Raw genomic sequence first — 25238 nt, forward strand, 5'->3', positions numbered from 1 at the left:
CCCTGTTGCTGTCGCTTTCGCACAGACAAAACCCTGTTGCTGCCGCTTCGCTTTCGCACAGACAAAACCCTGTTGCTGCCGCTTCGCTTTCGCACAGACAAAACCCTGTTGCTGCCGCTTCGCTTCGCTTTCGCACGGAAAACATTCGCTCCATGCAGGGTCTCGTCTATCTCGCTTTCCCCGGGAAGCTTTGCTCTGCGACGAAAGCGAAGCGACAGGAGCACTCGAGTATCCCTATGCTACAATCAGTTAAAATGGACATACATTAGCAAAATATCAACAAAAAAATCCTTTTATCACTCAATAATAAATCTATATTTTCCTAATCAACACGCTTGTCATTACGTATTAATTTCTGCATGAATTATATCAGTGTGCGAAAGAGTATTTCCATCTACTCTTATTCTTTTTATAGTTAGTTTTCCAGTGGTAGGACTATAAACGTACAAATCTACCCTGTTTGATATGTATTTAAACCGTGCTCTTCGTTGAGTAAAGTCTACAAATTACGATATGGTAAAATCAAACAATATTGTCACATATGTTTTTTAAAATATAAAATTTGTCTCATCACCAAAGTTAATAGGTTTTGTTGATTTTTTGGTTGGAAACCCATCTGAGTTTAAGGGGTTTTTTCGACCAAAATGGCATCAATTCAGTGGGTAGGGTTCTAAACCATATAAATCTTGGATGCTAAATAGGCTTCCTTGTCTTATAATAAGTATAGGGAGTCTTCATTCAGCCAATTTTTTATTTGAACGCTTACTAAATTTGACATTTTAGCAAGGTGCTCCTATTATGAATTTCGATTATGCAAAAAGAAGATGAGGAAAAAATTAATGATCTTGAGCTATATATTAAGAATGTGCAGAATCAAGGGAAGCCAAGATAAAGCCTCATGAACAATTAAAGTCCCTTTACCAAGATTAAAAGAAGGATGGGTATTTATGTATCGAAAGGAAATACAAATGAGCCGAATGTGGCAGTATTTTGTGGATGCTACGGCACAAATTATTGAAGAAGAAGGAATAAAAAATGTTACAGCAAGAAAGGTAGCCGTAAAAGCAGGTTATACAAGTTCAACTATATATAATTACTTCGGGGATCTTTCTCAATTAATTTTCTTTGCATCTATGAGATTTATTAATGATTATATTAAAGAAGTTCCCGGTTATATGGACCAGGGAGAAACTTATCTTGAAAAGTACATATTGAGCTGGGAATGCTTTTGTAACCATTCATTTAAACAACCTGAAATATATCATGCCATCTTTATCGCCGATCTTGGTGAAACACCAAAAAGTCTGTTAGAAAATTACTACGCAGTGTACAATAATGATCTAATTGGAATTCCAGATGAAATTAAAATGTTACTCTTAGAACATAACTTAACAAAGAGGAATAAGGCTCTTTTAGAAAAGTCAATTAAGGAAAAATTTCAAGGAAATGAATATTCTAATGAAATAGTTGAAGAAGTAAATGAGATGTGCGTTTTGATATGGCAAGGTACAATGTCTGCAATTATGAATAAGCGAATGGATTATGAAATAGAAAAAGTAGTTGAAAATACCATTAAATATATGAGATACATTTTGGAATCAAAAATATCTTAATAGCTTTGATAGGTGAAATTTGAGGAAATGGCAGTTTTGAGAAATCAGAACTGCTTTTTTTATTTGCAAGAACGAGATTCAGATTTTTCGAAAAATTGAGAATTCCTATTGGAAGCGATCAAGATATATGATAACATGTTTTTTAAATGAACGTGTTCATTTAAAAAACATGTTCATTTGTAACATAGTCTAAAATGTAAGCGTTTTAAAATCAAGTAGAGGAGGAAATGTGATGATGACTAATAACGAATATCGTAATTGGGTTAAAGAAAGATTAAATATTGGAGAAGAGCTATTGTATTTAAGTATGCAAGACGTGAAAGACACTCAGATTTCAGTTGAGGAGATTCTTAACTTAACGGAAAAAGCTATGATTGCATATAGCGAAAGAAAGAGTGAAATGCCTGCAAAAATTGGCCTGCATTCTCAGCCTGATTCACTTATGCATGCTATGCCAGCCTATCTCCCTGATGAACTTGCATGTGGCATTAAATGGGGAAGTAACTTTCCTACCAATAGGGAGCGATATCCAGATATAACTCCAACAAATTGTCAAATTATTTATAATGATCATGAAACGGGAATGCCGTTGTCATTTCTTGATGCAACATGGATTACAGAAGTTCGAACACCAGCAGTTTCTTTAGTTGCTGCAAAGCATTTAGCGAACCCTGAAGCAAAAACATTCGGTATGTTTGGATGTGGGATTCAAGGAAAAGCACATGTGAAGATGATTGAAAGAGTGCTACCAAAACTTGAGAAGATTTATGTATATGATGTATTCGAGCCCGCAATGGATAAATTAATTGAAATATGTCAGCCACTAGTAAATGCTACAATTGTTAAAGCTGCATCTTATGAACAAGTTGCTAAACAGTGTGAAGTAATTGCATCTGCAATTCCTATTCATCACAATCCGAATCCTGTCGTAAAAGATGAATGGATTTCAAAGGGGCAGACATTAATAATGTGTGATTGTCACTCGGTATATGAAGATAGCGTTTATAAGCGAGCTGACATTTATACTTTAGACAGTATAGAACAGCATAAGGTTTTGGAAACATATGGGTATTATCCTTGGGGGCTTCCTGAAATCTATGCTGAAACTGGAGCAGTTGCGGGTGGCTTAAAACAAGGAAGAACAAATAAGGATCAGCTTATCATTTCAAATAATGTAGGAATGGCAGTTGAAGATATTATCGTTGCAAAAAGTGTATTTGATAGAGCTTTAGAACATAATTTAGGGATCAAAATTCCTTTATGGAAGAGTACAAAGACAAAAGTCTCCAATTGATAAATTAAAATGATTTTAATAATTGTTAGGCAGGGTATTCCTTGCCTAACATGTTAATAATTTAGTGTCACTTTAATATTTTGAAAATTCCGTGAAATAAAGCTATTAAATTTATAGTGGAGGGACCTAGATGAAAACATTAAATAAAAAAGATATAGTGTATTCTGGTTTAATGCTATTTGCTCTATTTTTTGGAGCAGGAAGTTTAATTTTTCCTCCTATGATTGGACAAGGAGCTGGAGCATCATTCCTTCCAGCTATTATAGGATTTGTCTTAACATGCGTAGGCTTGCCCTTACTAGGGATTATCTCTGTTGCTTTAAATAAAGGGAAAATAGCCGAAGTGACTTCGCGAATTCATCCAATGTTTACTTTAGGTTTTATGATTACATTGTACTTAGCTATTGGACCATTTTTTGCAATTCCAAGAGCTATGAATGTTTCATATGAAATGGGTCTAGTCCCATTTTTGGAAAAACCAAGTTCTTTATCTTTATTGCTATACTCAGTTGTATTTTTTGTTCTTTGTTATTTATTTGTTATAGTACCTTCGAAGTTAGTTGAAAGTGTAGGCCAGTGGATTACACCATTTCTTATATTAGCGATTATTATGTTAATTGTCGGATTTGTTGGTATGAATTTTTCTTCTGAACCTTCAATAGCAAGTAAAAGCTATTCAACATTTCCGTTTTTTCAGGGTTTTGTTGATGGATATTTAATGATGGATGCCATAGCCTCAATTGCATTTGGGACCTTTGTTATTGCTATGTTCAAGGAACGAGGCATAACGGATCAAAAGCAATTATTTAAAGGCACTGTTTACTCTGCTAGTATCGCTGCTATTTTCTTAGCTTTAGTTTATTTTGGAATCGGATATATAGGTGTTATTACTCGGTCAACCTTAATATTTGAAAACGGAGGGGAATTATTAACGTATGCAGCAGATGTAACATATGGCACCATGGGGGTTGCTTTGCTTGGTTGTATTGTAACGCTTGCTTGTTTAACGACGTGTATTGGACTAATTAGTGCATGTGGACAATACTTTAATTCGATTTTCCCAAAACATTCTTATCAGACAATTGTTATTTTAACGATAATTGTCTCATTCGCAATTTCGAATTTCGGCCTAACAACAATTATTAATATTTCACTTCCTGTTCTTTATGTAATCTACCCAATTACCTTTCTAGTAATTACCTTTTCCTACCTTCACAAGGTGGTTCGAATTCGAAGAGGTACTTATATCGGAACTTTCATTGGGGCCTTTATTGTTTGCGTTTATGATGGTTTAGTTGTGGCGGGGGTTGATTGGGTGTGGTTGACTAGACTTTTTAGTTATTTGCCACTGCTTGATATTCAGATGGCCTGGATATTACCTGCTTTAATTGGTGGAATAATTGGTTACTTTATTCCAGTTAAGGATTTACAATTGGATGAGGATGTACCTAGAATACCATCTGTTAAATCTTAAATTTAGATAAGTTAATTTCGTATGAGATGGAATATAATCAGGATGTTTATTTTTGTTCTTGATCAGTAATTAATTTCTTTGACATAAGTTCTGCTCTATCTAGTTGTTATATTCATTATAAAAAAATTACTCTATAAGAGAGAATTTTTTTAAGTGTCTATCTTATAGGGTACATTTTAAAAGTAGCAAGACTTTTCTTTTTACACTTAAGATAAATAATTAATGAGAACAAAGATAACTATTAAAAACAAAAAAGACTTGAGCTTCACACTGTGTAAAGCTTTATGATGTTGCTATAGATTCATCCTAGGTATCTTTTTAGGGTGAAATTCCTAATGCTTGGCCGATAAAATTCAAAGAATAGGAGTGTATGATTAAATAATTACAATTTTGATGTAGATGTTCACTAGTCTTGCGAGACGGAACAATGGAAACAAGGTTAGAAAAATAAAAAAGATTAGAAATTGATTGATAAAATATGGTATTTTTAAATAGAATTTCAACTATGGGGGGTAAAAAGTATGCATTTATTTTCACAAACAATAACTGACAATTGGAAGTCGCAATTTCTAAACGGAGACGTTATCTACAGCAATGGAATCTTTACTGTCACCATCAACCCTGACCTGAGCGAAGATAGTCGGGTCATGGTACTGGAAACTACTGACGGCCGGGTTTTGGCAGTCCTGACGCCTGAGATGGCTGATAAGTTAGATCTTTCTAAAGGACAAGAACTGTCTGAGCTGGACTTCCGCCAGAAATTGAATGAAGGAGGAGTTACACTGCATGGCGCAGACTATCTTTTTTATTTTTCAAAAACAGAAAAGAACGTCTTGCTGCAAGAAAACCAGGAAGGTACATTGCGCCAATTAACTGAGCAAGATGATCTGATTTTCTCAGAGTTCGAATCCTCCGCCTCGGAACAAGACTTGGATGACGCTTATGTGGAGTTGGATCACTGGGCAGTGTTTGGGTCTTTTGAGCAAAATCGCTTGGTCTGTGCTGCCAGCATGTATCCTTGGGAAGAAGATGTGCAAATTGCAGATCTAGGTGTATTGACTTTAACGTCCTTTAGAGGAAAAGGTCATGCACGCAAAGTGGTACGTTCAATCTGTAAGTACGCCTTTGAGCAGGGGTACGAACCACAGTACAGATGTCAGCTCGATAATGAGGCTTCTATGTTTCTAGCAAAAGCGGCAGGTTTGACGCTGTTTGGAAAGTGGGATGTCATTTCTCCTGATTGCACTGTCGGAGAATCCCAGTAGGATAGGAACATATATAAAATTCCTTGGAGAAAAACAGTAGATGTAAAAAGTCTGATGTTATTTACATCTGCTACGCACACTCTTTCAATAAAAACTAGACCGATTTTTCCTTATGATGGGGAAAATCGGTTTCTTGATTATGGAAATTATAGTATCGTAGGTTTTAGGTCAAGATGCTGGCGCTGTTGAATTTTTTTATACATAGCTTAATTATTATCATAAGTCTATGTTATTATTTACCGGCGTATATGTAGCAATGTAAAAGGAGAGTATCATGTACACAATTGGGCAAGTAGCTAATTTTTTAGGTGTATCCAGAGATACCTTGAAATTTTATGAGGAGAAGGAATTAGTAAAGCCAAAGCAAAATATTGAGAATGGGTATAGAAAATATAGTCATTTAGATATTTATGATATTACAACAGTAAATTTCTATAGAGAAATTGATATTGAAATTAAAAAAATCCAAGAATTAAGAAAAAGTAAGAGTATTGATGGAATTCAATCATTATTAGAAGAAAAAGAACAAGAGGTTTTACTGGAAATAGAGTATAAAAAACTTCTATTGAAAAAGATTCAAATAGTAAAAGAAGATTGTAAGAATATCAAACAATTCTTAGGAGAGTACATAGTTAAGGAAATGAAACCTTTAGAAATAAAGGGAGAGATAGAACATTTTACTGCGTATGAAGAATATGACACTTTAAAAAAGAATGCAGAGAGTTTAAAAAAAGCAGTTACGCTCACATCTTTAAGAAGAGTCATCCATTTCAATGAAAAAGGTATTATAGAAGATAAGTTTATAATTGTAAGAAAAGTGGAAGGCACAGATGAAGAAATAGAAGGTGAAATTCTATCCCATCCAAAATGTATTTATACAATTATTGAAGATGGCAGATGGTCAACTGGTGGAGAAAATATTGATCAACACGTGGAAGCGAATTTAAGAAAGCTTGCAATAGAAAAAGGGTATGAGCTTTTGGGGCAAGTTTATATAAATCTATTACTGACCACTTATGAAGATGGTCTTGAACGGGTATTTTTAGAGATTTATGCACCTATCAAGTGAACCTTATTGTTTCCCGCCCCTTTGCTAAAGAGGCAAACGTTATTCAACTTAATTTCAAGAAGGAAGAGCCATTTATTTAGGGGTTCTTCCTTTTTTTTGAATTTAATACTTGAACCCTCAACAGTTACAGTGTACTATTTAACTAGTACACTGTGAAGCGAAGAAAAGCTTTTTTAGATCAATTTATTTATTGCACACACGGATGTAGAGTCGATTTGAGATGTTCGAATAAGGATGCTGGCAATGGATGAAGGCGTATTTTAAGAAAGTGTGCAATAAATGACAACACAACTAATTGTTCTATTGCAGAAAAATGTCGATTTATTAAAGGTAGTGAGAGGTCCCGTGAACATAAAAAAGGGGATGTTAGAAACCAATAGCTTTACAATATTAGAAATATTTAATGAATTGAAAAGGAGATTAAAATGAAAAGATTTACTTTATATCTATTAATGGCATTCACTGTTGTATTGCTGTGTGCTTGTTCAAACGATACAACGCCTGACGAAGAGAGCAATGAAGAAAGCAATAAAGAAAGTAAAGGAAATTCCGTTAGCAATGTACCTGTTAAAATTCCAGACGATCTATTTGTTTCTAATAAAAAGAATGAAAATATTAGTGAAGATGAAATGAAAGCAAGTATAAAAAAGTATATGGATTATAGTCATGTAATCGATAAAGAAATGGAAACAATTGTTTATAAATATGAGGATGCTTCTGAATCGGATCGGAAAAAATTAAATAAATTAATGGATGAAGGGAAACAGAATGATGCGAATTTCAATGATTTTTTAAATAATAATACTATCCCTGATGATTATAAAGAACCTTCAAAGACAATTTATGAATTTGTTTCATCCATCAGGGAAACTTTAACACAATTTGATGAGGAAATTGTTGGAGCGGTTGAAAATGGTAGTTTGACAGATATATCAGATTTTGCTTCAGAGCATTTTTCTAAAGCGAACGGAAGGCAGCAACTAAAAATTGAAAAATTTTTGGACGAGAAAAAAATTAAAACTACATATTTCGATGAATAGAAAGAATATTTTTTACCCTTCATTGTTTTTGAAGGGTATTTTTTTCTTTCGGCGAATTATTTGATGGTATAAGTATTGACCTGTGAGTAACCCCCACGTTTAAGCTAAAGGTATTCTTAAATATATTTACGAAATACTAGTTTGAAAAGGGGAATATGCTTGAATAGAGAAAAGAAACTAAAGAAACCAGTAGCCAGTTTTATTTTACTAACCAATATCATTTTTTTGCCACTTTTTTGTCTTGTAGGAGCCACAAGTGTGTTAGGATTTCCTAAATGGATTTTTGATGTAATGCTCTGTATATCAGCTTGGTCCTCAACCTTTGCTTTTGCAATACTATTTAAAAAAATCTATCCTGGGCAAAGTTTTATGCAATTTGTAAAAGATAAATTCAAAAATAAACTTAAGTTTTCTGTGATTTTTATTGCAATTATGATTCAAGTTTTCATATTTTTGATGATTTTGTTTATTGTATCTAATACTAGTGAAGTAGACTCTATTATTACTGTTTCTTCATGGGGAATGCTAATCTATTACTTTTTTAATCACCTTCTTTCTGGGCCACTAGGAGAAGAATTAGGGTGGAGAGGTTTCGCTCAAATGGAGCTCCAAAAGAAGCATTCGCCATTAAAAGCTTCGATAATTATAGGGTTTTGGTGGGGGATGTGGCATCTACCCATATGGTTTACTACAGGGCTTATGGGCATTGATTTAATCAAATATATTCTACTCTTTATGATTGCAATCATGTCTACTAAGATCGTCATGACAGCATTTCATAATTTAAATCAAAATTTAATCGTCCCAATCATTATCCACCAATTCTTTAATTTCTTTCTGGGCTTAATAAACGGAAAATTAATTGATTTACTCATGTATAACGCAATTCTTTATTTAGTGGTGGCAGTTTTACTTATCGTGATCAATCCAAAGAAAGTATTGTATGGAAAGGAAGATACGAACGTTATTCATGGAAAGCATTACATGATTTAGTGATAGTTAAGCGTAAGTAGCGGAAGTTGATCAACGAACGGCTAACTTCAGCGAGGGTTATTATCGCCGAGCAAATGGGCAAATTTGTGGAATAGTCTATGGACTTAGAAGATTGGCGTACATCTAGAATTTTCCCTCATTGCGATGTCACACCTGAGTGGGTTATTTACCACCTCCTTGAACACGAGTCACATCATAGGGGACAGATTTTTCAGATGCTTGCAATTTTAAACTCACATTTATCATGAAGACATAAATATTGAAATAACATAAAATCGATGCTATTATGGATATGTAAAGTCTCTAATTGAGGTGAATAATAGTTATGAAATATTCTAAAGCTACAAATTATGCACTACACACAATGCTTTTTCTTGCAAAGGAAACACCAAATAAACCAGTGGGTGTCCAACAATTAGCTGAGATGCAAAATGTTTCTCCCACATATTTGTCTAAAATCCTAACGAAGTTAGTAAAAGAGGGAATGATCAACTCTGTATCGGGTGCCAATGGTGGATATACACTTCGTCACAATTGGGAAGATATTTCATTTTTAGATATTATAAATGCAATTGAAGGCAAATCGTCTTTGTTTGATTGTTGTTTATACAACGATCCTAAGTGTGTAATAAAAGAAGTAATGCTATCTGCAGAAGAAAAACTGGAGAATGAGTTAAGAAACAGAAAAATATCGGATTTTGTGAAAAAATAGTAGTGGATTTATAGTCCACCATTATTTTTTTGAGTAATTAGAGATATAAAGAGTCTTTTAAGTCTGCGAAAGAAACTTAACGACATTATTATTTTCTATACTCGATCTTCTCGATTTCTTGCTTCTATAAACTTCAAGTGATTTTAGCTTAGAATCATTCTATTTTTAACCTTATTTGAGCTAGAAGGCATGTTGTGATAGTAGACATTATAACAAAACAACCTGTACTCTAAACAATTTATGGAGGAGAGTTACATTATGGAATTATTTGATTGTGCAATTATAGGTGCAGGTGGCGCTGGACTAAATGCAAGCTTGATTTTAGGAAGGTCTCGGAAAAAAGTCGCGTTATTTGATAATGGAACAAATCGAAATCGTGTGACTCAGGAATCACATGGATTTCTTACACGTGATGGAATTAAACCAGCAGAGTTTAAAGAAATAGCTTTGAATGATGTAAAAAAGTACCCATCAGTTCATTTTTATCAAAACACAGTTAGGAATATAACAAAACAATCAAACGGTTTGTTTAAAATTGAGACGTTAGAAGATGTAGAGTATGTTGCAGAAAGAATTATAGTAGCGACAGGTGTTCAAGAGGAATTCCCCTCGGTTCCGGATATTAAAAAGTATTATGGGAAAAGTTTATTTAGCTGCCCAACTTGTGATGGATGGGAATTGAGAGATCAACCCCTAATTATTATTTCAGAAAATGAAGAACAGACTCTTTTTAAAGGAAAGCTTGTTTATAACTGGTCAGAGGATTTAGTGATAGCCACAAATGGTCATGAACTTTCTGCTCCGACATTGAATGAACTACAAAGAAAAGATATAGCTGTCATTACGGAACCTATTCAGCATCTAAATGGTGAGGATGGTTATTTAAAGAAAATAGTGTTTAGTTCGGGACTTGAAATCGAAAGAGCTGGAGGCTTTATAGTACCTAATTTTGTGCGTCCAAATCAATTTGCAGAGCAGCTCGGTTGTCAATTTAATGAAAATGGTAGCATTGTTGTCGATGAGTCAGGGCGTACGTCACTGGAAAATGTTTATGCAGCAGGGGAGACAGCTAAATTAGGCCAGTCTTCATTAATTGTTGCTGCTGCTGAAGGATATAAAGCGGCGATGGCAATTGTTTTCGACAGTACAATTTGAAAAAATTTTAACTTAATTACGGACATTAAAGCTCTTTAATGTTGATTGAAAGGGGGATAGTAGGTTCAAGTAAATAACGAAAAGCATATTATATCTTAGAGATCTTTATTTCCACGAAGGAGGAAAAATTATGTCAATTGCTCATGTCACAACAAAGCAAGAATTAGAAAAACACCTAAAAACTAAAAAGATTGTGTTAATAAATTTTTGGGCGGAGTGGTGTAACCCTTGTAAAATGTTCGGGATGGTTCTTAATCAATTCAATGAAGAATTCAGTGATAAGGTGAAGATTTTAAGGGTGAATGTTGATAAAAGCCCAGAGATTGCCGCGGAATTCCAGGTGCTTGGGATCCCTCACTCTCGTTTGATTATTCATAATAAATTACATGAACCAATTGTTGGATATGTTCCTTTTGAAAACCTAAAGCAGATTGTTGGAGTTTGATTCGTTATAATAACAGGAGGAAACAAGATGAGAGTTTATGATTGTGCAATTATTGGTGGAGGGCCCGCAGGATTAAATGCAGCACTATTGTTAGGTAGAACAAACCGATTAGTAGCATTGTTTGATACAAATAATGACCACCTGGCGTTCGAGCTTCAAGAAAGTATTTCAAGAAATGGGAATGCCGCTATTGAATTCATGCAAGCAGCAAAAGAAAAATTAAATCAATATCCTACTATTCATTCTATCGTTAATCAAAATGTTAGGGTTATTAAACAATCAGACAATAAGCTTTTTAAAATTTATGCCGAAGATGGCGAGAATTTTCTTGCTGAAAAAATCCTACTGACAGATGGTGCTAAAATACAGACGGATATTCCAAATATTGAGTTATTCTATAATAAAAGTATTTTTACGTCTCCATATAGCTTTGGTTGGGAGTTAAAGGGTAAAAAGTTAATTTATATTAATGAAACTAGTGATGTTGCACTAAATGCAAAAATTATTTATAACTTATCAAATGATTTAATCGTGGCAACAAATGGTAATGAAATAAAGGAAAAAGAAAAAAGAGAATTAGAAAATAAAGGGATTAATGTGATTACTGATAAGATTCAAGAAGTAAAAGGACATAATGGGGAATTGAGTAGTATTGTCTTTCAAAATGGTTTAGAAGTAGAAAGGGAAGCTGGTTTTATTACCCCATCCGCTTACACAACAAATGTAATCGGGCAAGGATTTTCTTGTGATTTTGATGAGCACGGATTAATAGTTGTAGACCATTTTGGAAGAACATCGGAAAAAAATGTTTATGCAGCTGGAGATGCTGCTCAGCCTGCACCAACGGAAATCGTTCTTTCAGAGGCAACTGGAATACAAGTAGCAAAGACTATTAATTCAGATATTTCAAGTGAAAAGTTTAAAAAGTAATGATCTCTTTGCTCAAGAGAAGGGAGAATTATTAGTTTGTTGATCCATTTGCCAACCAAGGTCGTTTTGGTTGGCAAAATTTTTGTTGCGCATTTCCTGGCTCATTTCCATAACTTCTCCACATGACTATGTTTAACAAAACGTCATCCCCAACTTTCGATAAAGAACCCATTTCCCCTAATACGGGATTAACGCTCCATTTTTATCTTCATTCAGCGAAGCGTCAGCCGCAGAAGACTCCCCTCTATATGAATACAATCTTCTTTTTGAAAGTATCTATCGAAAAAATACATACGTGCCGTTGGTAGCCATTAACTTTTGAATATTAACTATAAATTCGAAAAATAAAGTGATGGAATATTTTTTCTTTATTATGAAGTGGTGGAAACTGTTGATACATCAATGTTTATAGAAGGATATTAGATGAGTACGATAACTTCAATCGGTTTAATTGTGTACCAGCTCATGTTATAATGAGGAGCTTAAGATAATTAAGACTTTTACTTATAACTGAACGGATGCCAAGAAAGCCTCCGCATAGCGATAAAATATGGAGGTGTAAGAGGATGAATAAAATTTGGACGATTGATAAAATTAAAGAATTTGTAGAGAATAATTCGGATAGTAAGTTGCTAACGACGGAATATCACGGTTTTTCTCAAAAGTTACTATTTAAATGTGCATGTGGTAGCAACTTTGAAAAAACATTTACGAAATTTAAAAATAAAAACCAACGTAAATGTGACGTTTGCCAACCGCCAAAAGCGTCACGCTAAACGCCTAAAGAGAAGTTGGCATTATTTTTTAAAGCATAATTTTTTAGTTTGATTAAAATCACCTCTTACCTGTTGTCTTTTTGGAGATGAGATGATTTTTTATGGATATTACTATTACTGAAAAGATTGTGCAGATTAGTTAAGGGCTCAATATTCAAAGTAATGTTACAGCTAGAAAGAATATTAAAAGTGAGTAGGAGAACAAACATGATTGAGATAAAAACATCTCCAATAAGTGATGGAGAATTCAATAGAGGCGTATTTGCTAAATGTGATATCAAAAAAGGAGAGCTTTTACACGAAGCACCTGTCATTTCTTATCCAAACGAACAGCATCAATACGTTGAGCAAACCTTACTCGGTGATTACGCATTTGAGTATGGGATAGGTCAATCTGCTATCCTTCTTGGTTATGGAATGTTGTTTAACCATTCTTATGAACCTAATGCAATTTATGAGATTAATTTTAAAAATCGCACATTTGACTTCTTTGCTTTCACAGATATTAAAGCAGGAGATGAAATTCTAATCAATTATAATGGCGATGTTGATGACAAAGAGCTACTGTGGTTTGATCAAGAATAAAAAAGATAGCAAAATAAATCGGGGCGTTGATTCAAGAAGAATTGACGCTCTTTTTGTTGAAGTTATTGCGTATATTAACCCATTAGGTATGTTTGCTACTACAGTACACCGTGATTCTTCGAGCAATTAAATTTGTACAAGAAAAACAATAATCCTTTTTAGATGGAAAGAAGGGGGAAAAAGAGTGGTGAAAAAAAGGTTAACTTTTTTGGTTTTACTTGGACTATTCTTTACGATAACGGCTTGTAGCAACAGTTTGAGTGTTGATTACGAAGAGCGAAATCCTGATACTGTTATTTCGGAAACTATGAAATTAGAAAATTTAAGGGTATTAGAACTTGACACGAATCACGATGACAATAAAAAAGTTCTTAACGTATTTGGTGCTGAGTTAAAAGATGGTGTTTATGCTTATGACGAAGACAAGTATAAAACATATATTCTAATAAACTCTGATACAAGGGACTATTCTGATTATTCGTTTAAATTTGAAAAGGAAAAGAAAATTCTGACTCTTTCTTATGCAACTTCAGAAGGAAGTACAACAAATAAAAAAACGCTATTCCTTATAGAAAGTAAAAAAAAGAATCAATATGAGGAAATGAAACTGGTGAATAATGGTGATGAGAGTGGATTTTTGGGAGTGCATACTAAATAACGATTTTAGTCACTCGATAGCCTGCAATTCATTCAAGTAGAGCGGGCCTTAATGTCCAATGAACTGGTTGGAATTTCTACGGTAAAAAGGAGTTATTCTTAAAATACAGTATAATGAGAGCGTAACTAACCTGATGCCAATGACGATTTTCACTCGGCTGGAAGTGGCCCTTAACTAAACATAGGTAAGTGCAAAATTAAACAATACTATTTATATTTTACTGTAACTTCCTGTGAGAAGTGAAAGCTGTATATTTTGCTTCTGAAGAAAGCAATCCATAAACAAATGTAATAGCTAAACTGAAAAATGCTGCTATCGCAGTGTCTCCTTTATTTCTAAATTTAGAATGAATTAAATAAATACCGGATATACAAGTGGAAAATATGAATAAACATTTCAATAAATAATGAGGTATTCCTCCTGGTGGGAATCCAATCTGTAAGTAAATCTCTTTCATACTAAGAAAAACCATCAAAAGTAAAATGGATACACTAAAAATAAAGCATGCAAACCAAAGTTGAAAACTTCGTGTGCTTTTAAATACTTTCATTTTTAAAATCTCCATTTCTAAAAAATATTATTGTAATTGGTAACAGCAATGCTATTATTTCAAGTACAAGGCTTCCAAGATTAAGCAGACCGATCATAATACATCTCACCCATTTTCAAATTAGAGGACGAAAGGGAACTGGAAAATGTTTCTTGATTATTTTTAACTGAATTAAATATGAGGGTATGGAACAGCAAGGACGATTTCGACGCTTCGTAAGGTAGGGTAATTAGGCAGAGATAATAAAAGACTGTCCATAGACAGCCTGTTTATTAAATTTATCTATGGGACTTACCCTTGTAGCACTAGTCATTTTCAATAATGTAGGTAAAGAATTGACGGAGGAGGGATATGAGATGATTGATGCGCGTGAGCCAATAATTGTAGAGTTTCCTTTGAGAGGAGAATGGCACTCTCCTAACACTCCAGGGACAAAAATTCCGAGTCACGGCACAAACAAATTAGGAGCAAGATATGCTTATGACTTTATACAAGTGGATTGGGAAAGAAAGGGCTGGCCCGCCTATCGCGTTAGTTTGGCGCAATATCTACTTTTTGGGGTTCCCTTAGATGAATATTATTGTTGGGGGCAAGACGTATATGCTCCTTGCGATGGGATCATTGTCCAAGCAGAGGATGGTTATAAAGAACGAACACGAACAAAATTGCTTTCAGATATGTCTAACGCTTATAAAAATGCTCATTATTTCGACCCGAAGAAAGACGACATACAATCAGTTGCTGGCAACTACATCATTATAAAATGTGGCGACAATGTATATGCTGGATTAGTCCATCTTCAAACAGGGTCAATTCAGGTTTCAGTTGGTGAAAGTGTAAAAAAAGGTGAAGTTATTGGTAGAGTTGGTCATTCAGGTAACTCCTTTGCTCCGCATTTGCATTTTCAACTTATGGATAGTAGTGACATAGCTACTGCAAACGGATTGCCTCTTGCTTTTGAACAATACGAATTATTTAAAAATGGCATATGGGAAAAAGTAAATAATGGGATTCCAACAAATAAGGATAGAATTAGATTTCAAAAATCTGATGAATGGGATTAAATTAAAACTGCATAGAGGGGTACCATCATGAAAATGGGCTTAGCGTTGTAAATCCGCATTTTCCTAAAGGTACCCATATAAAAAAATTTCCGCTTACGGCAAAGTCAATAATTTTTCTAGCCCATTATTGAGCTATCCAGCGTCGTTAGTTTTTTTAGTCACTCGATATGAAAAAAGACTGCTATTCATTCAAATAGAGTGGGTATTATTGTCCATTTAGGTGGCTGGAATTTTTAAAAATTTGGTATAATGAGAGAGTAACTAGATAGAGGTTTTATGGGCGATTGGTAATCAAATTTCCACCTATTTTCTTCAAGTCCTTGAAGAGAAAGGAGTTGATGCCAATGACTATTTTTGAAGCAATGATGGTTGCTATAAGTTTTTCATCGCTTATAGTTTCAGTAATTGCATTGTCGTTTACTTTTACACAAAAAAAGTAAACCGCCTCCGCCTCGCAAGCTGTGAGTAGGTTTACTTTCTTCTCATTGCAAATCGCCTTTGAAGCGATTCGTCTTATATATTTTATATACATCTTCAATATAAATTATAACATGGAGATAAGTATTTATTCAAATAGAACAAATAAATACAGAATGATATTGGCTTCACAAGAATATAACTAATTCGACAGGCGAAAAACAGAGAACTAGATAGTTGTCTGTTTTATGTAACTGATTTTTTAGAGATGATCTGAAGCTAATGGGCATATTTTTTCAAAATTAGCAGATATAATGGCTTTTATTCACATAATAAAATTTGACGTAAAAACGATTGCTTTTTAGCAATGCATCGATCTGCTATAACAAAACCTGCATCTTCTATCATGTCATCAATTGTTTCAATTGTAACGACAACCACCTTATCGGCAATCCGACGAGCATGTTTCAGAATATTAAATTGATCTTCGGTTGATGTATGCGTAAATAAGTTATAGGGTAAATCAATGATAGCGACATCATAATGTTCTTTAACTTCTGAGATTGGACCTAATATAATATTGCCTGTCAACCCAAAATAAGTGATGTTTTTTCTGGAACCCTGACAAACATTGTAATTTATATCTCGCCCTTCAATATTAATTCCCATGGAAAGGGCTTCAATTACTACTGTCCCTATACCACAACAAGGGTCGATTGCACGAATATTTTGAGGCTGAGGAACTGCAATATTTGCAACAGTACGAGCTACTCTAGTACTAAGTGCCGTTGAATAACTGTGTGGCTTGTGTAAATGTTTAAGCCAAATGGATACACTCTTCATATGCTTTCCAAAATACCATTTTCCATCTATTAAAATAACACCAAATATAATTTCAGGATGATTTAGGTCTGGTTCCCCCTCAATACATAATCCTATCTCACGTTCTAACAATCGACGCTCTGATTGAGGGATTTTCTTCGTTTCATCGATTTCCATATTATTTAAACAAACCACTTTAAAAGTTGCTTCATTTACTTCTAGATCCTTCACCAATTTCTTGATGTTATCTATGCTGTTTTCTTCATACAGCACTTCAAGTCTGTCTTGTATAAAAGGGCTGCGGCTTGGATCAATTTTAATATTGCTTATTATATAGTTTGATGGGGAATCAAAACTAAAAAATGAACGCATCTCCATTCTACATAGATCGTACTCGTCAACATGATGTACATATGTGTATATAAATTTATTATTATTTTGCTCGTTGCTCAATTGATTACCATCCTTTTATATTGTTGTTCACTTGATTTTACTAACGTTCATAAAAAAACAAATGAAGTTACTTATTGTGTAATCGTATCATAGGCGTCTCTATCAAGCCACTCGATATCACAATTATGGCGAGCTATAATTGATTAGAGGGATTAGTGGAAATAATCTGTGAGAAGAAATAATATAAAAATAGATATCTATCAATTTCAACAGATCGGATTTTATGTCCCACAATGACAGGAGGGTGTTAAATGGTTGTAAAAGAAGATGTTTTAAATAGAAAGGGAGCTAGAAAGGCTAGTGATATCCCTAATGACGTTTTAATATTGTTGAATCAAGGAAAAATAGAAAGTGTTAATTTAACGGAATGGCAAGCAGTTCAGCACATTGTATTAGTAAAAAATGTTCTACCATCATTAGGGCTAGAAGACAAGTTAGAATTTATACTAACGGAGATAGAAAAGCAAAAAGTTGAAACGGGAATGAAGGCAATTCGTTTAATAGGAAGTTTATTAGATACAGTCTTGATGGATGAAATTGATACAAAAAAAGAGGAGTTAATCAAAATATGCTCTCATCACGTATCGGATAGTGTCCGATGTTGGGCGGCATTTATGAATAAAAACAACGATTATTCTTTAGAAGAGAAGCTGTTGTATATCCGACCTTTCGCAGCAGATCATCATTTTGGCGTTCGGGAAATTGCTTGGATGTCAATTAGAGAGGACCTTGCAGCAAATATTAAGAATAGTGTAGACCTGTTAACAGAGTGGGCAAAAAGCGGAGATGAAAACATTCGTAGGTTCAGTTTAGAATCAATCCGTCCTCGCGGGGTATGGACAAAGCATATTGAAATATTAAAGGAAGAACCGCAAATTGCACTTCCTATTCTTACTGTACTTAAATCAGATTCGTCAAAGTATGTCCAAGATTCTGTCGGCAACTGGTTAAATGATGCTAGCAAAACTCAACCAGAGTGGGTAATAAACCTATGTGATGAATGGCAAAGAGAATCTCCGACCAAGGCAACTGAAAGAATCGTTAAAAAGGCTCAAAGAACAATAGTAAAAGGCTAAATAATTGAGGAGAAGATTTAAATAAGATTTTTTTAGAAAAACTTTAGAGTTTAAAAGGATTAGGATGATCTATGGAAAAGAATAATAATAGAAAAGTGGAAGTGAGGTAAAAAGTATGTATATGTCTAAAGTACATGTATGGGTAGGTATTAATAATGCTGATGATGAAACTTTTGAAAAATACTTTGAATTAGACTATGATGATCCAGATATGGATATTGATGATCCTCTTTATAAAGTGTGTCAATTTTGTCTGGATATAAATGAAAAATGGTATGATGAAGACTGTATAGGAGTTTACAAGGAAGATAGTACGTTAGATGTTCGTATAGCATTGGAAGAGTTATCGGTATCGCAGGAAACATTGTTAGAAATACAGGACATTTGTATTAAAAAAGGATTAGAAGAAGTAAATGCTATGTTTTATTACATGGATTCAGAGATAGATGTCGTCGATAAAAACAAACTTTATAATGGATTAAGTTATATTGGAGAATTTGATACAAATTTATAATAACTAAATTTCATATTATGTAAAATGTAAAACATATGTAGAAAGTGTCATAATATCCTTTTTATATATGTTTTTATTGTTAGTAGGAATCTTAGATGGTCATAATAGAGAAATACAAGCGTGGGAGAGCGCATATGATGAACTAAAATGGGATCCTTCCGAGTGGATATAGTAATAGTCATTTACAATCAGGTGCCAGTATTTCTGTTGCAAGCTATTTATTTAGAGAAAAGAGATGCCTTAGAAGAAGAAAACTTTGATAAATTTGAAGAGAAGCTTCATACAACTATGATTTCAGTGCTTGATAATCTTCATAACGAGAAAGTTTTTTGTAAAAATAAAGATGATATTACGGTCTTCATTTTGATGTCTGATGACGAAAGAACTGAAGAAGTTGAGAATTATTCAGCTAGGTCGTTAAATTCAGAAAAAGTCTACAAGGAGTTCTTAAAAAGATTTGATAATATCGTATAGCTATTTACTTAGGAATTGCATGTAATACACTTTCTACATAGTATAGTGCTGACTTTTTAGTGATTAAGGTGTTATTTGAAAAATAGATCATCTATCTTAAGAGAGGGTGTGAAATTATGACGGAAGAAAAAATGAGTTTAATCAGTATTTGTAATGTATTATCACATCCAGAGAAAAATCCAGAGACTTGGTTTTATCTTCCTCCAAATTCAACGGAATGGAATTTAAATACAAAGGGGGTATTTTCACTAGATAGCTTTGATTTTCCAACTGATTCAGATGATTTTTTACCGGAACAAGTGAAAAATAATGGTTGGATAGAAACATTGGATGGAGCAAGTATTGAGGATGTAATTGATAATGTAAATAATCAATTAGAAAATCCAACACTAGATCAGTTACTCCAGGCGTTCATTTTTTATTTTGAAAACGATGCGTTTTTAGTTTTTTAAGTAGTTGGCTATTTAAATACTGCGGAGACATTGCAACTGCTTCTCCAAAAATATAGCTAGAGGATAGAAAAATGAAACTATATGAAATTAATAATGAAGAATGGGAAGAAAGTATAAAATATTATTACTCTTCAAAGAAGGAATATAGTAAAGAATTATTTCTAAATACGGTAAAGAACAAAGAGGAGATTGAACTTGATTTAACAAAATTTCAATCTGTTACACCATACATAAATTTAGATTTAGATGATTTTTTTATTAAAAAAATACAGATTGATTTAAAAGAAGCTTCAATATATTTAATAATAGATGAATGGAATTTTAAAATAATTTTTATTGAAATAACTATTATATTTTAAGATTATGGGAAACATTTGCATGAATTAAAATAGGTTTTACATCAGAGGAACTTAAAAAAGGGTTATTTAAAACCGTTTTAGATGTTGTTGACAGAAAGGGAAATGCATATTTAGGACGACATTCAACGGATATAAAAGGTCTTCCTAGGCTTTAAGTGGGGTGTAAATAATAATGGAAATAATGAGTAAGGTTAATGTTTGGATAGGAATTAGCAACGTAGATAACGATATCTTTAACGAGTATTTCAAAATCGATTATAGTGATCCAGACATGGATATTGATGATCCAAAATATAAGATATGTGAATTTTGTAAAGATATTAATGAAAAAGTGTATGACGAGGATTGGATTGGTGTCTACTGGCAAGATAAATTAACAGACGTGGATGAATTTATTGAGGAACTATCAGTAGAAGATGAGACGATGGTTGAAATAAAAAAGATCTGTATACACAAAGGATTAGACAAAGTAAACACAATGTTTTATTATTTCGATCCGGAAATAGAAATTACTGATGTTAATAAGCTTTATAACGGTCTGCATTATATAGGATTATTCGATACCGACTTTTAGTGCAGTAAGCAGATCAAAAGAGTAGTAGAACGCCCTTGATAATAGGTGATTTTTCTGCTCTTTTCTTGTGTTTGTTATGGAATTATTTTCATAATAACTATTATTTTGTTAATATAAATGAAAGAATTTAAGTAGCATCGTTTTCAGGTGGAAGAAGGGGAATATTGGATGAAGAGGCTTAAACCGGTCTTACATATTATCTATCCTGTAGATAATGCTGTTATAACACAATCTTACGAGAACCAATTCAAGTACACCGTGGAGGGAAGAAAATGAATAAATTCGATGATACACAGCTGTATGCGTTATTAAATGAATCAAATTATGAGAAAATCAATGCGTTTTTACAAACATACGGCTTAGATAGTGTTGATAGGGCCGGACGTACGTTTTTGATGTCCGCAATCGTTGAAGGTAAAGAGGAAATTGTAAATTATCTTGTAAATATTGGATGTAATGTGAACACTAAAGATAAAGCGGGATTAACCGCACTGCATTTTGCAGCTATTTATGACAGATATACTATTGTTAAGGTTCTTATAACTCATGGTGCTGAAATTGATGCAGTTGACCACATAGGTAATACTCCCTTATGGAGAGCGATAATGGAAAATAGTAATGAAACATTAACTATAAGGTATCTATTAGAGAATGGGGCCGATCCCAATAAGATAAATAATCGTGGGATAGCACCAAAGGATTTACTCGAATAGTGATCTACAACCGAGTCTCTATTATTTTAGATTCAGAAACATATGTTAAGAAGACGTATAAGCACTTTCTTTACATATGTTTTTTATATAAGACGTGGGACATCTTATCAGCATGACGGTCTAGGGAAACAAAAATGACAAAAAAATTAGGGGAGTGTACAAGGTGATAAAAAAAGAATACGATTTGCTGCTTAAAATTTTTGGAAATTATTACGACTCATACGAAGAAATGCTTTGCCGAGTAAAAGACGTAGAAAATGATACGGTTATTTGGAGTGATTCGTATTAGGGATTTTTCCCATATCAATATGCACTGAATCAATTAAAGAAGCCCAAAATCTACAAAACAAAGCCCAAATCTAAAGAAGGTATTATAGTAAATAAGTTAAAAGATGGTGAACTGTACTATTCTTATGATAATGAAAATAAGGGATGGGGCAGTGTTTTTGTAATAAAAGAAGATGGAATGAAACTGTATCTAAGGTTTTTAAATAACGATAATGATGAAATAGTTTTAGAACAAGTATATTGTGTAGTTTTTAAAGAGACTGTGATTGAAAAAGTATTATTCTATTTAAAGGACGTTGACTTGGACGGCGACGAAGAATTGAACGAAGAAACATTTTTGATGGATGAGTATTCATATAATAGCAATGCGACAATTGATACAATTATAAGAAATGGTTTCTATCATGAAAGTAAAAATATTATACCAACTACCACATTTCGATTTGAGTATGTTAACGAAGATATATTCATATACACAAAACAATTGAAACTAAATCAAATGGATGTCGAAAAGTTAAAGTGGAAGATTAAAAGATTAAAAAATCTAAAATCAAGTAGGGTATTAGAAACGGATAGTGTGGACTATGCCCATTTTAAGTAATACTAGACAGTAGGGATTATTGAAACATGCTCTGTCAAATAGTTATAGGAAATAATAAAAATACAGCGGCTTGAGTCTTGAATTCTAAAGGGCTCAAGCCGTTTAATCTTTTCAGGAATTAATAAGGTGAATCTAAAAGTGATTGAGGTAACATTTGGAAATGTAGGGGTATTGGGATAAAATAATAGCTAAGCAAGAGATAAGTCTAATATTAAATCTGAGATTAAAGGAGTAAGTATGAAGATAACAGAGATTATTAAAAAAATTGAACAGGATCGTAATTGTAGACTTGTCAAAAGGATTACAGATTTCAGGAGTGAATTAGCTCTTCCGAAAGATTTGAATTATTTTTTTAGCAATTATGACTCCTTACAGATGTTTGTAAATAAGCCCTATGGAATAAAAATAGTTTCTTCAAATGAGTTTATGCCAACTAGTAAAAGGCTTTACCCAGAGGATGATGTAATTTGGGAGGAACTCGAAGGGGATATTAGTAATGAATGGTATCTTATTGCAGAATCTGAACAAATCAACCAATACATAAGCATTGATATGAGCAAGTCTCATTTTGGTTATTGCTATGATAGTTTCTTGGAAACTCATGCAACACCAGGGGATAGTCAGATTATTGCTAAAAGCTTTTCGGAACTGTTGGAGCAATTATACTCTAGTAAAGGTGAAAATTGGTTTTGGTTGGCTGAAAATTTCGAGTTATATGGGGATGCTTATGATGGCAGATGAAATATTCGTTAACGGTAAGTGTTTGTGTTATAATCGGACCATTTTTATCTAGTGTATATCCTTCAAATCTACATCTGAAACGGAAAAAACGAATAGGGAGGTACATCATGTCGGAAATAATAAATAAAGACCCGATATTACCAATTAGACAAATAGGGGAAGACAATTGGATTGAAAACCTTACATCCTTTCTTGAGAATCATGATGTAGAAGTGATTTCATTAAAAGGTGAAAAAATTTTTCAAAAGACAGAGCAACATCTAGATTGGATAATTCCCTCATAAACGAAAGATTATTTCTTAAATTTTGGTGGTATTGAAAGTTCTGATTTTATGTACAATCTTAAGAAAATTGGTGAGTGGGAAGTATTGACAAATTCAATGTGGGAGTTTGTATCATTAAACTTTCAACAGGAAGTAACAGATAAATATATTGTTTTTTCAGAAAGTCCTAGCAATGATCCTATTTGCTTTAAAAGGGACACTGGAGAGGTATATTTGTTTTCTCATGATCCCATTAAAAGGGCTAAAGTATATAAAGATTTCAATGACTATTTATTAAATGAGATAGTTGAAATCCAAAAATTGTACGCAGAAGTTACTTTTAATAGTTCGAAGGAAGAAATAGAGTATAAAGAAAATTTGTTGGATAGCGATGGTATTGATTTTGATTTCCGTAATTTAAAACTTTAAGTGCAAATAACAACAAGGATGACTTTAAGAGACGTAAAAAGGACTTTAAAAACCAAATGATTGTAATCTTAAAAGGAGATTAAGATGGAGATAAATGAGATTATACAAACTAATTGGAAAAATAATCAGCTTCCAGGGATAGATGGTGTAATTTATAAATCAGGTAAAGTTATTATTATGGATTCTTATGAAGTAATTGACGGTAATACTACAAATTACTTTATAAATCCCTTGTGTGAAACCTCTTTAGAAAGTATCATGTCTTTTAATGAGGACATCTGGTGTGAGATTGAGAAACATCCACAAGTTCAACAAAATGATAGATTATTTATTTGTGGTGAAGGTGGTATGGGGAATGAAGGGTTTATTGCTAATGTTGACATGAATAATAACTTGAAATGGGCATTCTTTTCAACGGTTTCCAATCCATTTAATAAACTTGAACTTGAAGATAACTTATTAAAAGCATATTCAACCTCGGATTTAATTTATGTGATAAATATTAACAAACCGGAGGAAATGACTATAAAAAACAAATAGTTGATTAAGCGTAATTCAAATTTATTTTTAATCAATAAAATTCCAAAACATATGTAAAGAAGATGTCTTTATATATGTTTTTTTGTATAAAAAATTTACTATCTTCAGGCAGGGATTTTTGACACAAGAGAGAAAAACCACTGGATGCTTTGATATTAAAACGTTAATGAATAGCTTTCTTGATGTGCTCGGGTTGAATACTGCAAAAGGTGATGCAGCCCTACCTTGGGGACGAACTGAAAATGGGGATACATTAAATTGGATTGTGGATACTTAAGGTAATTGGTTTATTTTGGTAGATGATAGATCAGGTGATGATTATTTTGAATATAAAGGCTCTATGACTGGATTTCTCCATGATGTATTAAGTGGTAGTATGGTTTGCCTTATATTTCCAATTGATTTTCCTGATAAAATACCTTTGTCGGTTTAAAGGATTAATGATCAAATAGTTGAACTAAAAAACTATAAACCTGTCACATTTAATATAATATAAACCATAAGTAATGCAAAGGTATCCATTCAAAAGTCATATTTCGAATTTTTATAGCGGAAAATAAGCGGATAAAACAAAAAAATAATTGACGCAAGTATTTAATGTGTGATAAAAATGATAGTATCAATTCGGGAAATTAATATTTGGGCAATGATAGGATAAAGTAGTGAAAATCTCCCTATTTCAGAGAGCTGGTGGTTGGTGCGAATCAGTATATAGATTATCATGAATTTCGACCTGGAGCATCTTTCATAAATCACACGTTGTGAGGAAGTGGAAGACGGTAGTGAATACCGTTATCAAATAAAGTGGTGAAGAATTTTATTCACAACTAGGGTGGTACCGCGATATATATCGTCCCTACGTATTTACGTAGGGACGTTTTTTCTTTAGGTCTTACTCT

At 33.1% G+C, this 25238-nt stretch carries 31 protein-coding genes and 1 other annotated feature; of the genes, 29 read left to right on the forward strand and 2 right to left on the reverse strand.

What is annotated here, in order from left to right:
• Positions 1-947 precede the first annotated feature (947 nt).
• From AN161_RS24430 to AN161_RS24495, 15 genes are all read left to right on the forward strand, one after another.
• Positions 948-1613, forward strand: coding sequence for a TetR/AcrR family transcriptional regulator (locus tag AN161_RS24430; RefSeq protein WP_053596913.1), 666 nt, complete (start codon positions 948-950; stop codon positions 1611-1613).
• Between the two features lie 232 nt (positions 1614-1845).
• Positions 1846-2907, forward strand: coding sequence for an ornithine cyclodeaminase family protein (locus AN161_RS24435; RefSeq protein ID WP_053596914.1), 1062 nt, complete (start codon positions 1846-1848; stop codon positions 2905-2907).
• Positions 2908-3037: 130 nt separating this feature from the next.
• Positions 3038-4381: a branched-chain amino acid transport system II carrier protein gene (gene brnQ / locus AN161_RS24440; RefSeq protein ID WP_053596915.1), complete on the forward strand. Its 1344-nt coding sequence runs from the start codon at positions 3038-3040 to the stop codon at positions 4379-4381.
• Positions 4382-4902: 521 nt separating this feature from the next.
• Positions 4903-5646 carry a GNAT family N-acetyltransferase gene (locus AN161_RS24445; RefSeq protein WP_053596916.1) on the forward strand — a complete coding sequence of 248 codons (744 nt, stop codon included), beginning with the start codon at positions 4903-4905 and terminating at the stop codon, positions 5644-5646.
• 274 nt (positions 5647-5920) lie between these two features.
• The gene (locus AN161_RS24450) at positions 5921-6715 is read left to right on the forward strand and encodes a MerR family transcriptional regulator (protein WP_053596917.1); all 795 of its coding nucleotides are present in this window, start codon (positions 5921-5923) and stop codon (positions 6713-6715) included.
• 425 nt (positions 6716-7140) lie between these two features.
• Entirely contained in the window at positions 7141-7755 is a 615-nt protein-coding gene (locus AN161_RS24455; RefSeq protein WP_053596918.1) for an NDxxF motif lipoprotein, read from the forward strand.
• A 159-nt stretch (positions 7756-7914) separates the two neighbouring features.
• The gene (locus AN161_RS24460) at positions 7915-8748 is read left to right on the forward strand and encodes a type II CAAX endopeptidase family protein (RefSeq protein WP_053596919.1); all 834 of its coding nucleotides are present in this window, start codon (positions 7915-7917) and stop codon (positions 8746-8748) included.
• A 98-nt stretch (positions 8749-8846) separates the two neighbouring features.
• Entirely contained in the window at positions 8847-8996 is a 150-nt protein-coding gene (locus AN161_RS29180) for a DinB family protein (RefSeq protein ID WP_241774641.1), read from the forward strand.
• A 77-nt stretch (positions 8997-9073) separates the two neighbouring features.
• Entirely contained in the window at positions 9074-9460 is a 387-nt protein-coding gene (locus tag AN161_RS24465; protein WP_053596920.1) for an RrF2 family transcriptional regulator, read from the forward strand.
• Positions 9461-9718: 258 nt separating this feature from the next.
• Positions 9719-10615, forward strand: a complete 897-nt coding sequence (locus AN161_RS24470; protein ID WP_053596921.1) for an NAD(P)/FAD-dependent oxidoreductase — start codon at positions 9719-9721, stop codon at positions 10613-10615.
• Positions 10616-10745: 130 nt separating this feature from the next.
• The gene (locus tag AN161_RS24475) at positions 10746-11060 is read left to right on the forward strand and encodes a thioredoxin family protein (protein ID WP_053596922.1); all 315 of its coding nucleotides are present in this window, start codon (positions 10746-10748) and stop codon (positions 11058-11060) included.
• Positions 11061-11087: 27 nt separating this feature from the next.
• A complete protein-coding gene (locus AN161_RS24480) occupies positions 11088-11990 on the forward strand; it encodes an NAD(P)/FAD-dependent oxidoreductase (RefSeq protein WP_053596923.1) in 903 nt (300 codons plus the stop codon).
• A 566-nt stretch (positions 11991-12556) separates the two neighbouring features.
• A complete protein-coding gene (locus AN161_RS24485; RefSeq protein WP_053596924.1) occupies positions 12557-12766 on the forward strand; it encodes a hypothetical protein in 210 nt (69 codons plus the stop codon).
• A gap of 207 nt (positions 12767-12973) precedes the next feature.
• Positions 12974-13351: an SET domain-containing protein gene (locus tag AN161_RS24490; protein WP_053596925.1), complete on the forward strand. Its 378-nt coding sequence runs from the start codon at positions 12974-12976 to the stop codon at positions 13349-13351.
• A gap of 184 nt (positions 13352-13535) precedes the next feature.
• Positions 13536-14009: a hypothetical protein gene (locus AN161_RS24495; protein WP_053596926.1), complete on the forward strand. Its 474-nt coding sequence runs from the start codon at positions 13536-13538 to the stop codon at positions 14007-14009.
• A gap of 217 nt (positions 14010-14226) precedes the next feature.
• On the opposite strand, the gene AN161_RS24500 is transcribed toward AN161_RS24495, so the two are convergent.
• Positions 14227-14559: a hypothetical protein gene (locus AN161_RS24500; RefSeq protein WP_053596927.1), complete on the reverse strand. Its 333-nt coding sequence runs from the start codon at positions 14557-14559 to the stop codon at positions 14227-14229.
• 356 nt (positions 14560-14915) lie between these two features.
• Here AN161_RS24500 and AN161_RS24505 point away from each other — a divergent pair, with 356 nt between their 5' ends.
• On the forward strand, positions 14916-15623 hold the full coding sequence (locus tag AN161_RS24505) for a M23 family metallopeptidase (RefSeq protein ID WP_053596928.1): 708 nt from the start codon (positions 14916-14918) through the stop codon (positions 15621-15623).
• 738 nt (positions 15624-16361) lie between these two features.
• Here AN161_RS24505 and AN161_RS24510 read toward each other — a convergent pair.
• The gene (locus AN161_RS24510) at positions 16362-17240 is read right to left on the reverse strand and encodes an RNA methyltransferase (protein WP_082340411.1); all 879 of its coding nucleotides are present in this window, start codon (positions 17238-17240) and stop codon (positions 16362-16364) included.
• A gap of 326 nt (positions 17241-17566) precedes the next feature.
• Here AN161_RS24510 and AN161_RS24515 point away from each other — a divergent pair, with 326 nt between their 5' ends.
• The 13 genes from AN161_RS24515 (at position 17567) to AN161_RS29990 (ending at position 24616) form a co-directional block, all read left to right on the forward strand.
• Positions 17567-18391: a DNA alkylation repair protein gene (locus AN161_RS24515; RefSeq protein WP_053596930.1), complete on the forward strand. Its 825-nt coding sequence runs from the start codon at positions 17567-17569 to the stop codon at positions 18389-18391.
• A gap of 115 nt (positions 18392-18506) precedes the next feature.
• Positions 18507-18905, forward strand: a complete 399-nt coding sequence (locus AN161_RS24520; protein WP_053596931.1) for an immunity 22 family protein — start codon at positions 18507-18509, stop codon at positions 18903-18905.
• A gap of 162 nt (positions 18906-19067) precedes the next feature.
• Complete coding sequence (locus AN161_RS24525; protein WP_158003099.1) at positions 19068-19379, forward strand: DUF4303 domain-containing protein; 312 nt, start codon at positions 19068-19070, stop codon at positions 19377-19379.
• Between the two features lie 116 nt (positions 19380-19495).
• Complete coding sequence (locus tag AN161_RS24530) at positions 19496-19831, forward strand: hypothetical protein (RefSeq protein ID WP_198926939.1); 336 nt, start codon at positions 19496-19498, stop codon at positions 19829-19831.
• Between the two features lie 71 nt (positions 19832-19902).
• Positions 19903-20190, forward strand: coding sequence for a hypothetical protein (locus tag AN161_RS24535; RefSeq protein ID WP_053596933.1), 288 nt, complete (start codon positions 19903-19905; stop codon positions 20188-20190).
• 172 nt (positions 20191-20362) lie between these two features.
• A complete protein-coding gene (locus AN161_RS24540; RefSeq protein WP_053596934.1) occupies positions 20363-20764 on the forward strand; it encodes an immunity 22 family protein in 402 nt (133 codons plus the stop codon).
• Between the two features lie 272 nt (positions 20765-21036).
• On the forward strand, positions 21037-21477 hold the full coding sequence (locus AN161_RS24545; RefSeq protein ID WP_053596935.1) for an ankyrin repeat domain-containing protein: 441 nt from the start codon (positions 21037-21039) through the stop codon (positions 21475-21477).
• Positions 21478-21943: 466 nt separating this feature from the next.
• Positions 21944-22366 (forward strand): hypothetical protein, encoded by a 423-nt coding sequence (locus AN161_RS24550; RefSeq protein ID WP_053596936.1) that lies wholly within the window; start codon positions 21944-21946, stop codon positions 22364-22366.
• A 237-nt stretch (positions 22367-22603) separates the two neighbouring features.
• Positions 22604-23107, forward strand: a complete 504-nt coding sequence (locus tag AN161_RS24555; RefSeq protein ID WP_053596937.1) for an SMI1/KNR4 family protein — start codon at positions 22604-22606, stop codon at positions 23105-23107.
• Positions 23108-23214: 107 nt separating this feature from the next.
• A complete protein-coding gene (locus tag AN161_RS29985) occupies positions 23215-23391 on the forward strand; it encodes a hypothetical protein (RefSeq protein WP_158003100.1) in 177 nt (58 codons plus the stop codon).
• 48 nt (positions 23392-23439) lie between these two features.
• Positions 23440-23799, forward strand: a complete 360-nt coding sequence (locus tag AN161_RS24560; RefSeq protein WP_053596938.1) for an SMI1/KNR4 family protein — start codon at positions 23440-23442, stop codon at positions 23797-23799.
• A gap of 84 nt (positions 23800-23883) precedes the next feature.
• The gene (locus tag AN161_RS24565) at positions 23884-24339 is read left to right on the forward strand and encodes a hypothetical protein (protein ID WP_053596939.1); all 456 of its coding nucleotides are present in this window, start codon (positions 23884-23886) and stop codon (positions 24337-24339) included.
• Positions 24340-24457: 118 nt separating this feature from the next.
• Complete coding sequence (locus AN161_RS29990) at positions 24458-24616, forward strand: hypothetical protein (RefSeq protein ID WP_158003101.1); 159 nt, start codon at positions 24458-24460, stop codon at positions 24614-24616.
• 360 nt (positions 24617-24976) lie between these two features.
• Positions 24977-25200: a binding site (T-box leader), on the forward strand.
• The last annotated feature ends 38 nt before the right edge of the window (positions 25201-25238 follow it).

It is taken from the genome of Lysinibacillus sp. FJAT-14222, assembly GCF_001278875.1.
Classification (GTDB): Bacteria; Bacillota; Bacilli; order Bacillales_A; family Planococcaceae; genus Lysinibacillus; species Lysinibacillus agricola.

Coding starts and splice junctions, on each gene's coding strand:
- AN161_RS24430 (WP_053596913.1), top strand. CDS start 948: ATGTATCGAAAGGAAATACAAATGAGCCGAATGTGGCAGTATTTTGTG.
- AN161_RS24435 (WP_053596914.1), top strand. CDS start 1,846: ATGATGACTAATAACGAATATCGTAATTGGGTTAAAGAAAGATTAAAT.
- brnQ (WP_053596915.1), top strand. CDS start 3,038: ATGAAAACATTAAATAAAAAAGATATAGTGTATTCTGGTTTAATGCTA.
- AN161_RS24445 (WP_053596916.1), top strand. CDS start 4,903: ATGCATTTATTTTCACAAACAATAACTGACAATTGGAAGTCGCAATTT.
- AN161_RS24450 (WP_053596917.1), top strand. CDS start 5,921: ATGTACACAATTGGGCAAGTAGCTAATTTTTTAGGTGTATCCAGAGAT.
- AN161_RS24455 (WP_053596918.1), top strand. CDS start 7,141: ATGAAAAGATTTACTTTATATCTATTAATGGCATTCACTGTTGTATTG.
- AN161_RS29180 (WP_241774641.1), top strand. CDS start 8,847: ATGGACTTAGAAGATTGGCGTACATCTAGAATTTTCCCTCATTGCGAT.
- AN161_RS24465 (WP_053596920.1), top strand. CDS start 9,074: ATGAAATATTCTAAAGCTACAAATTATGCACTACACACAATGCTTTTT.
- AN161_RS24470 (WP_053596921.1), top strand. CDS start 9,719: ATGGAATTATTTGATTGTGCAATTATAGGTGCAGGTGGCGCTGGACTA.
- AN161_RS24475 (WP_053596922.1), top strand. CDS start 10,746: ATGTCAATTGCTCATGTCACAACAAAGCAAGAATTAGAAAAACACCTA.
- AN161_RS24480 (WP_053596923.1), top strand. CDS start 11,088: ATGAGAGTTTATGATTGTGCAATTATTGGTGGAGGGCCCGCAGGATTA.
- AN161_RS24485 (WP_053596924.1), top strand. CDS start 12,557: ATGAATAAAATTTGGACGATTGATAAAATTAAAGAATTTGTAGAGAAT.
- AN161_RS24490 (WP_053596925.1), top strand. CDS start 12,974: ATGATTGAGATAAAAACATCTCCAATAAGTGATGGAGAATTCAATAGA.
- AN161_RS24500 (WP_053596927.1), bottom strand. CDS start 14,559: ATGAAAGTATTTAAAAGCACACGAAGTTTTCAACTTTGGTTTGCATGC.
- AN161_RS24505 (WP_053596928.1), top strand. CDS start 14,916: ATGATTGATGCGCGTGAGCCAATAATTGTAGAGTTTCCTTTGAGAGGA.
- AN161_RS24510 (WP_082340411.1), bottom strand. CDS start 17,240: ATGGAGATGCGTTCATTTTTTAGTTTTGATTCCCCATCAAACTATATA.
- AN161_RS24515 (WP_053596930.1), top strand. CDS start 17,567: ATGGTTGTAAAAGAAGATGTTTTAAATAGAAAGGGAGCTAGAAAGGCT.
- AN161_RS24520 (WP_053596931.1), top strand. CDS start 18,507: ATGTATATGTCTAAAGTACATGTATGGGTAGGTATTAATAATGCTGAT.
- AN161_RS24530 (WP_198926939.1), top strand. CDS start 19,496: ATGACGGAAGAAAAAATGAGTTTAATCAGTATTTGTAATGTATTATCA.
- AN161_RS24535 (WP_053596933.1), top strand. CDS start 19,903: ATGAAACTATATGAAATTAATAATGAAGAATGGGAAGAAAGTATAAAA.
- AN161_RS24540 (WP_053596934.1), top strand. CDS start 20,363: ATGGAAATAATGAGTAAGGTTAATGTTTGGATAGGAATTAGCAACGTA.
- AN161_RS24545 (WP_053596935.1), top strand. CDS start 21,037: ATGAATAAATTCGATGATACACAGCTGTATGCGTTATTAAATGAATCA.
- AN161_RS24550 (WP_053596936.1), top strand. CDS start 21,944: ATGAAACTGTATCTAAGGTTTTTAAATAACGATAATGATGAAATAGTT.
- AN161_RS24555 (WP_053596937.1), top strand. CDS start 22,604: ATGAAGATAACAGAGATTATTAAAAAAATTGAACAGGATCGTAATTGT.
- AN161_RS29985 (WP_158003100.1), top strand. CDS start 23,215: ATGTCGGAAATAATAAATAAAGACCCGATATTACCAATTAGACAAATA.
- AN161_RS24560 (WP_053596938.1), top strand. CDS start 23,440: ATGTACAATCTTAAGAAAATTGGTGAGTGGGAAGTATTGACAAATTCA.
- AN161_RS24565 (WP_053596939.1), top strand. CDS start 23,884: ATGGAGATAAATGAGATTATACAAACTAATTGGAAAAATAATCAGCTT.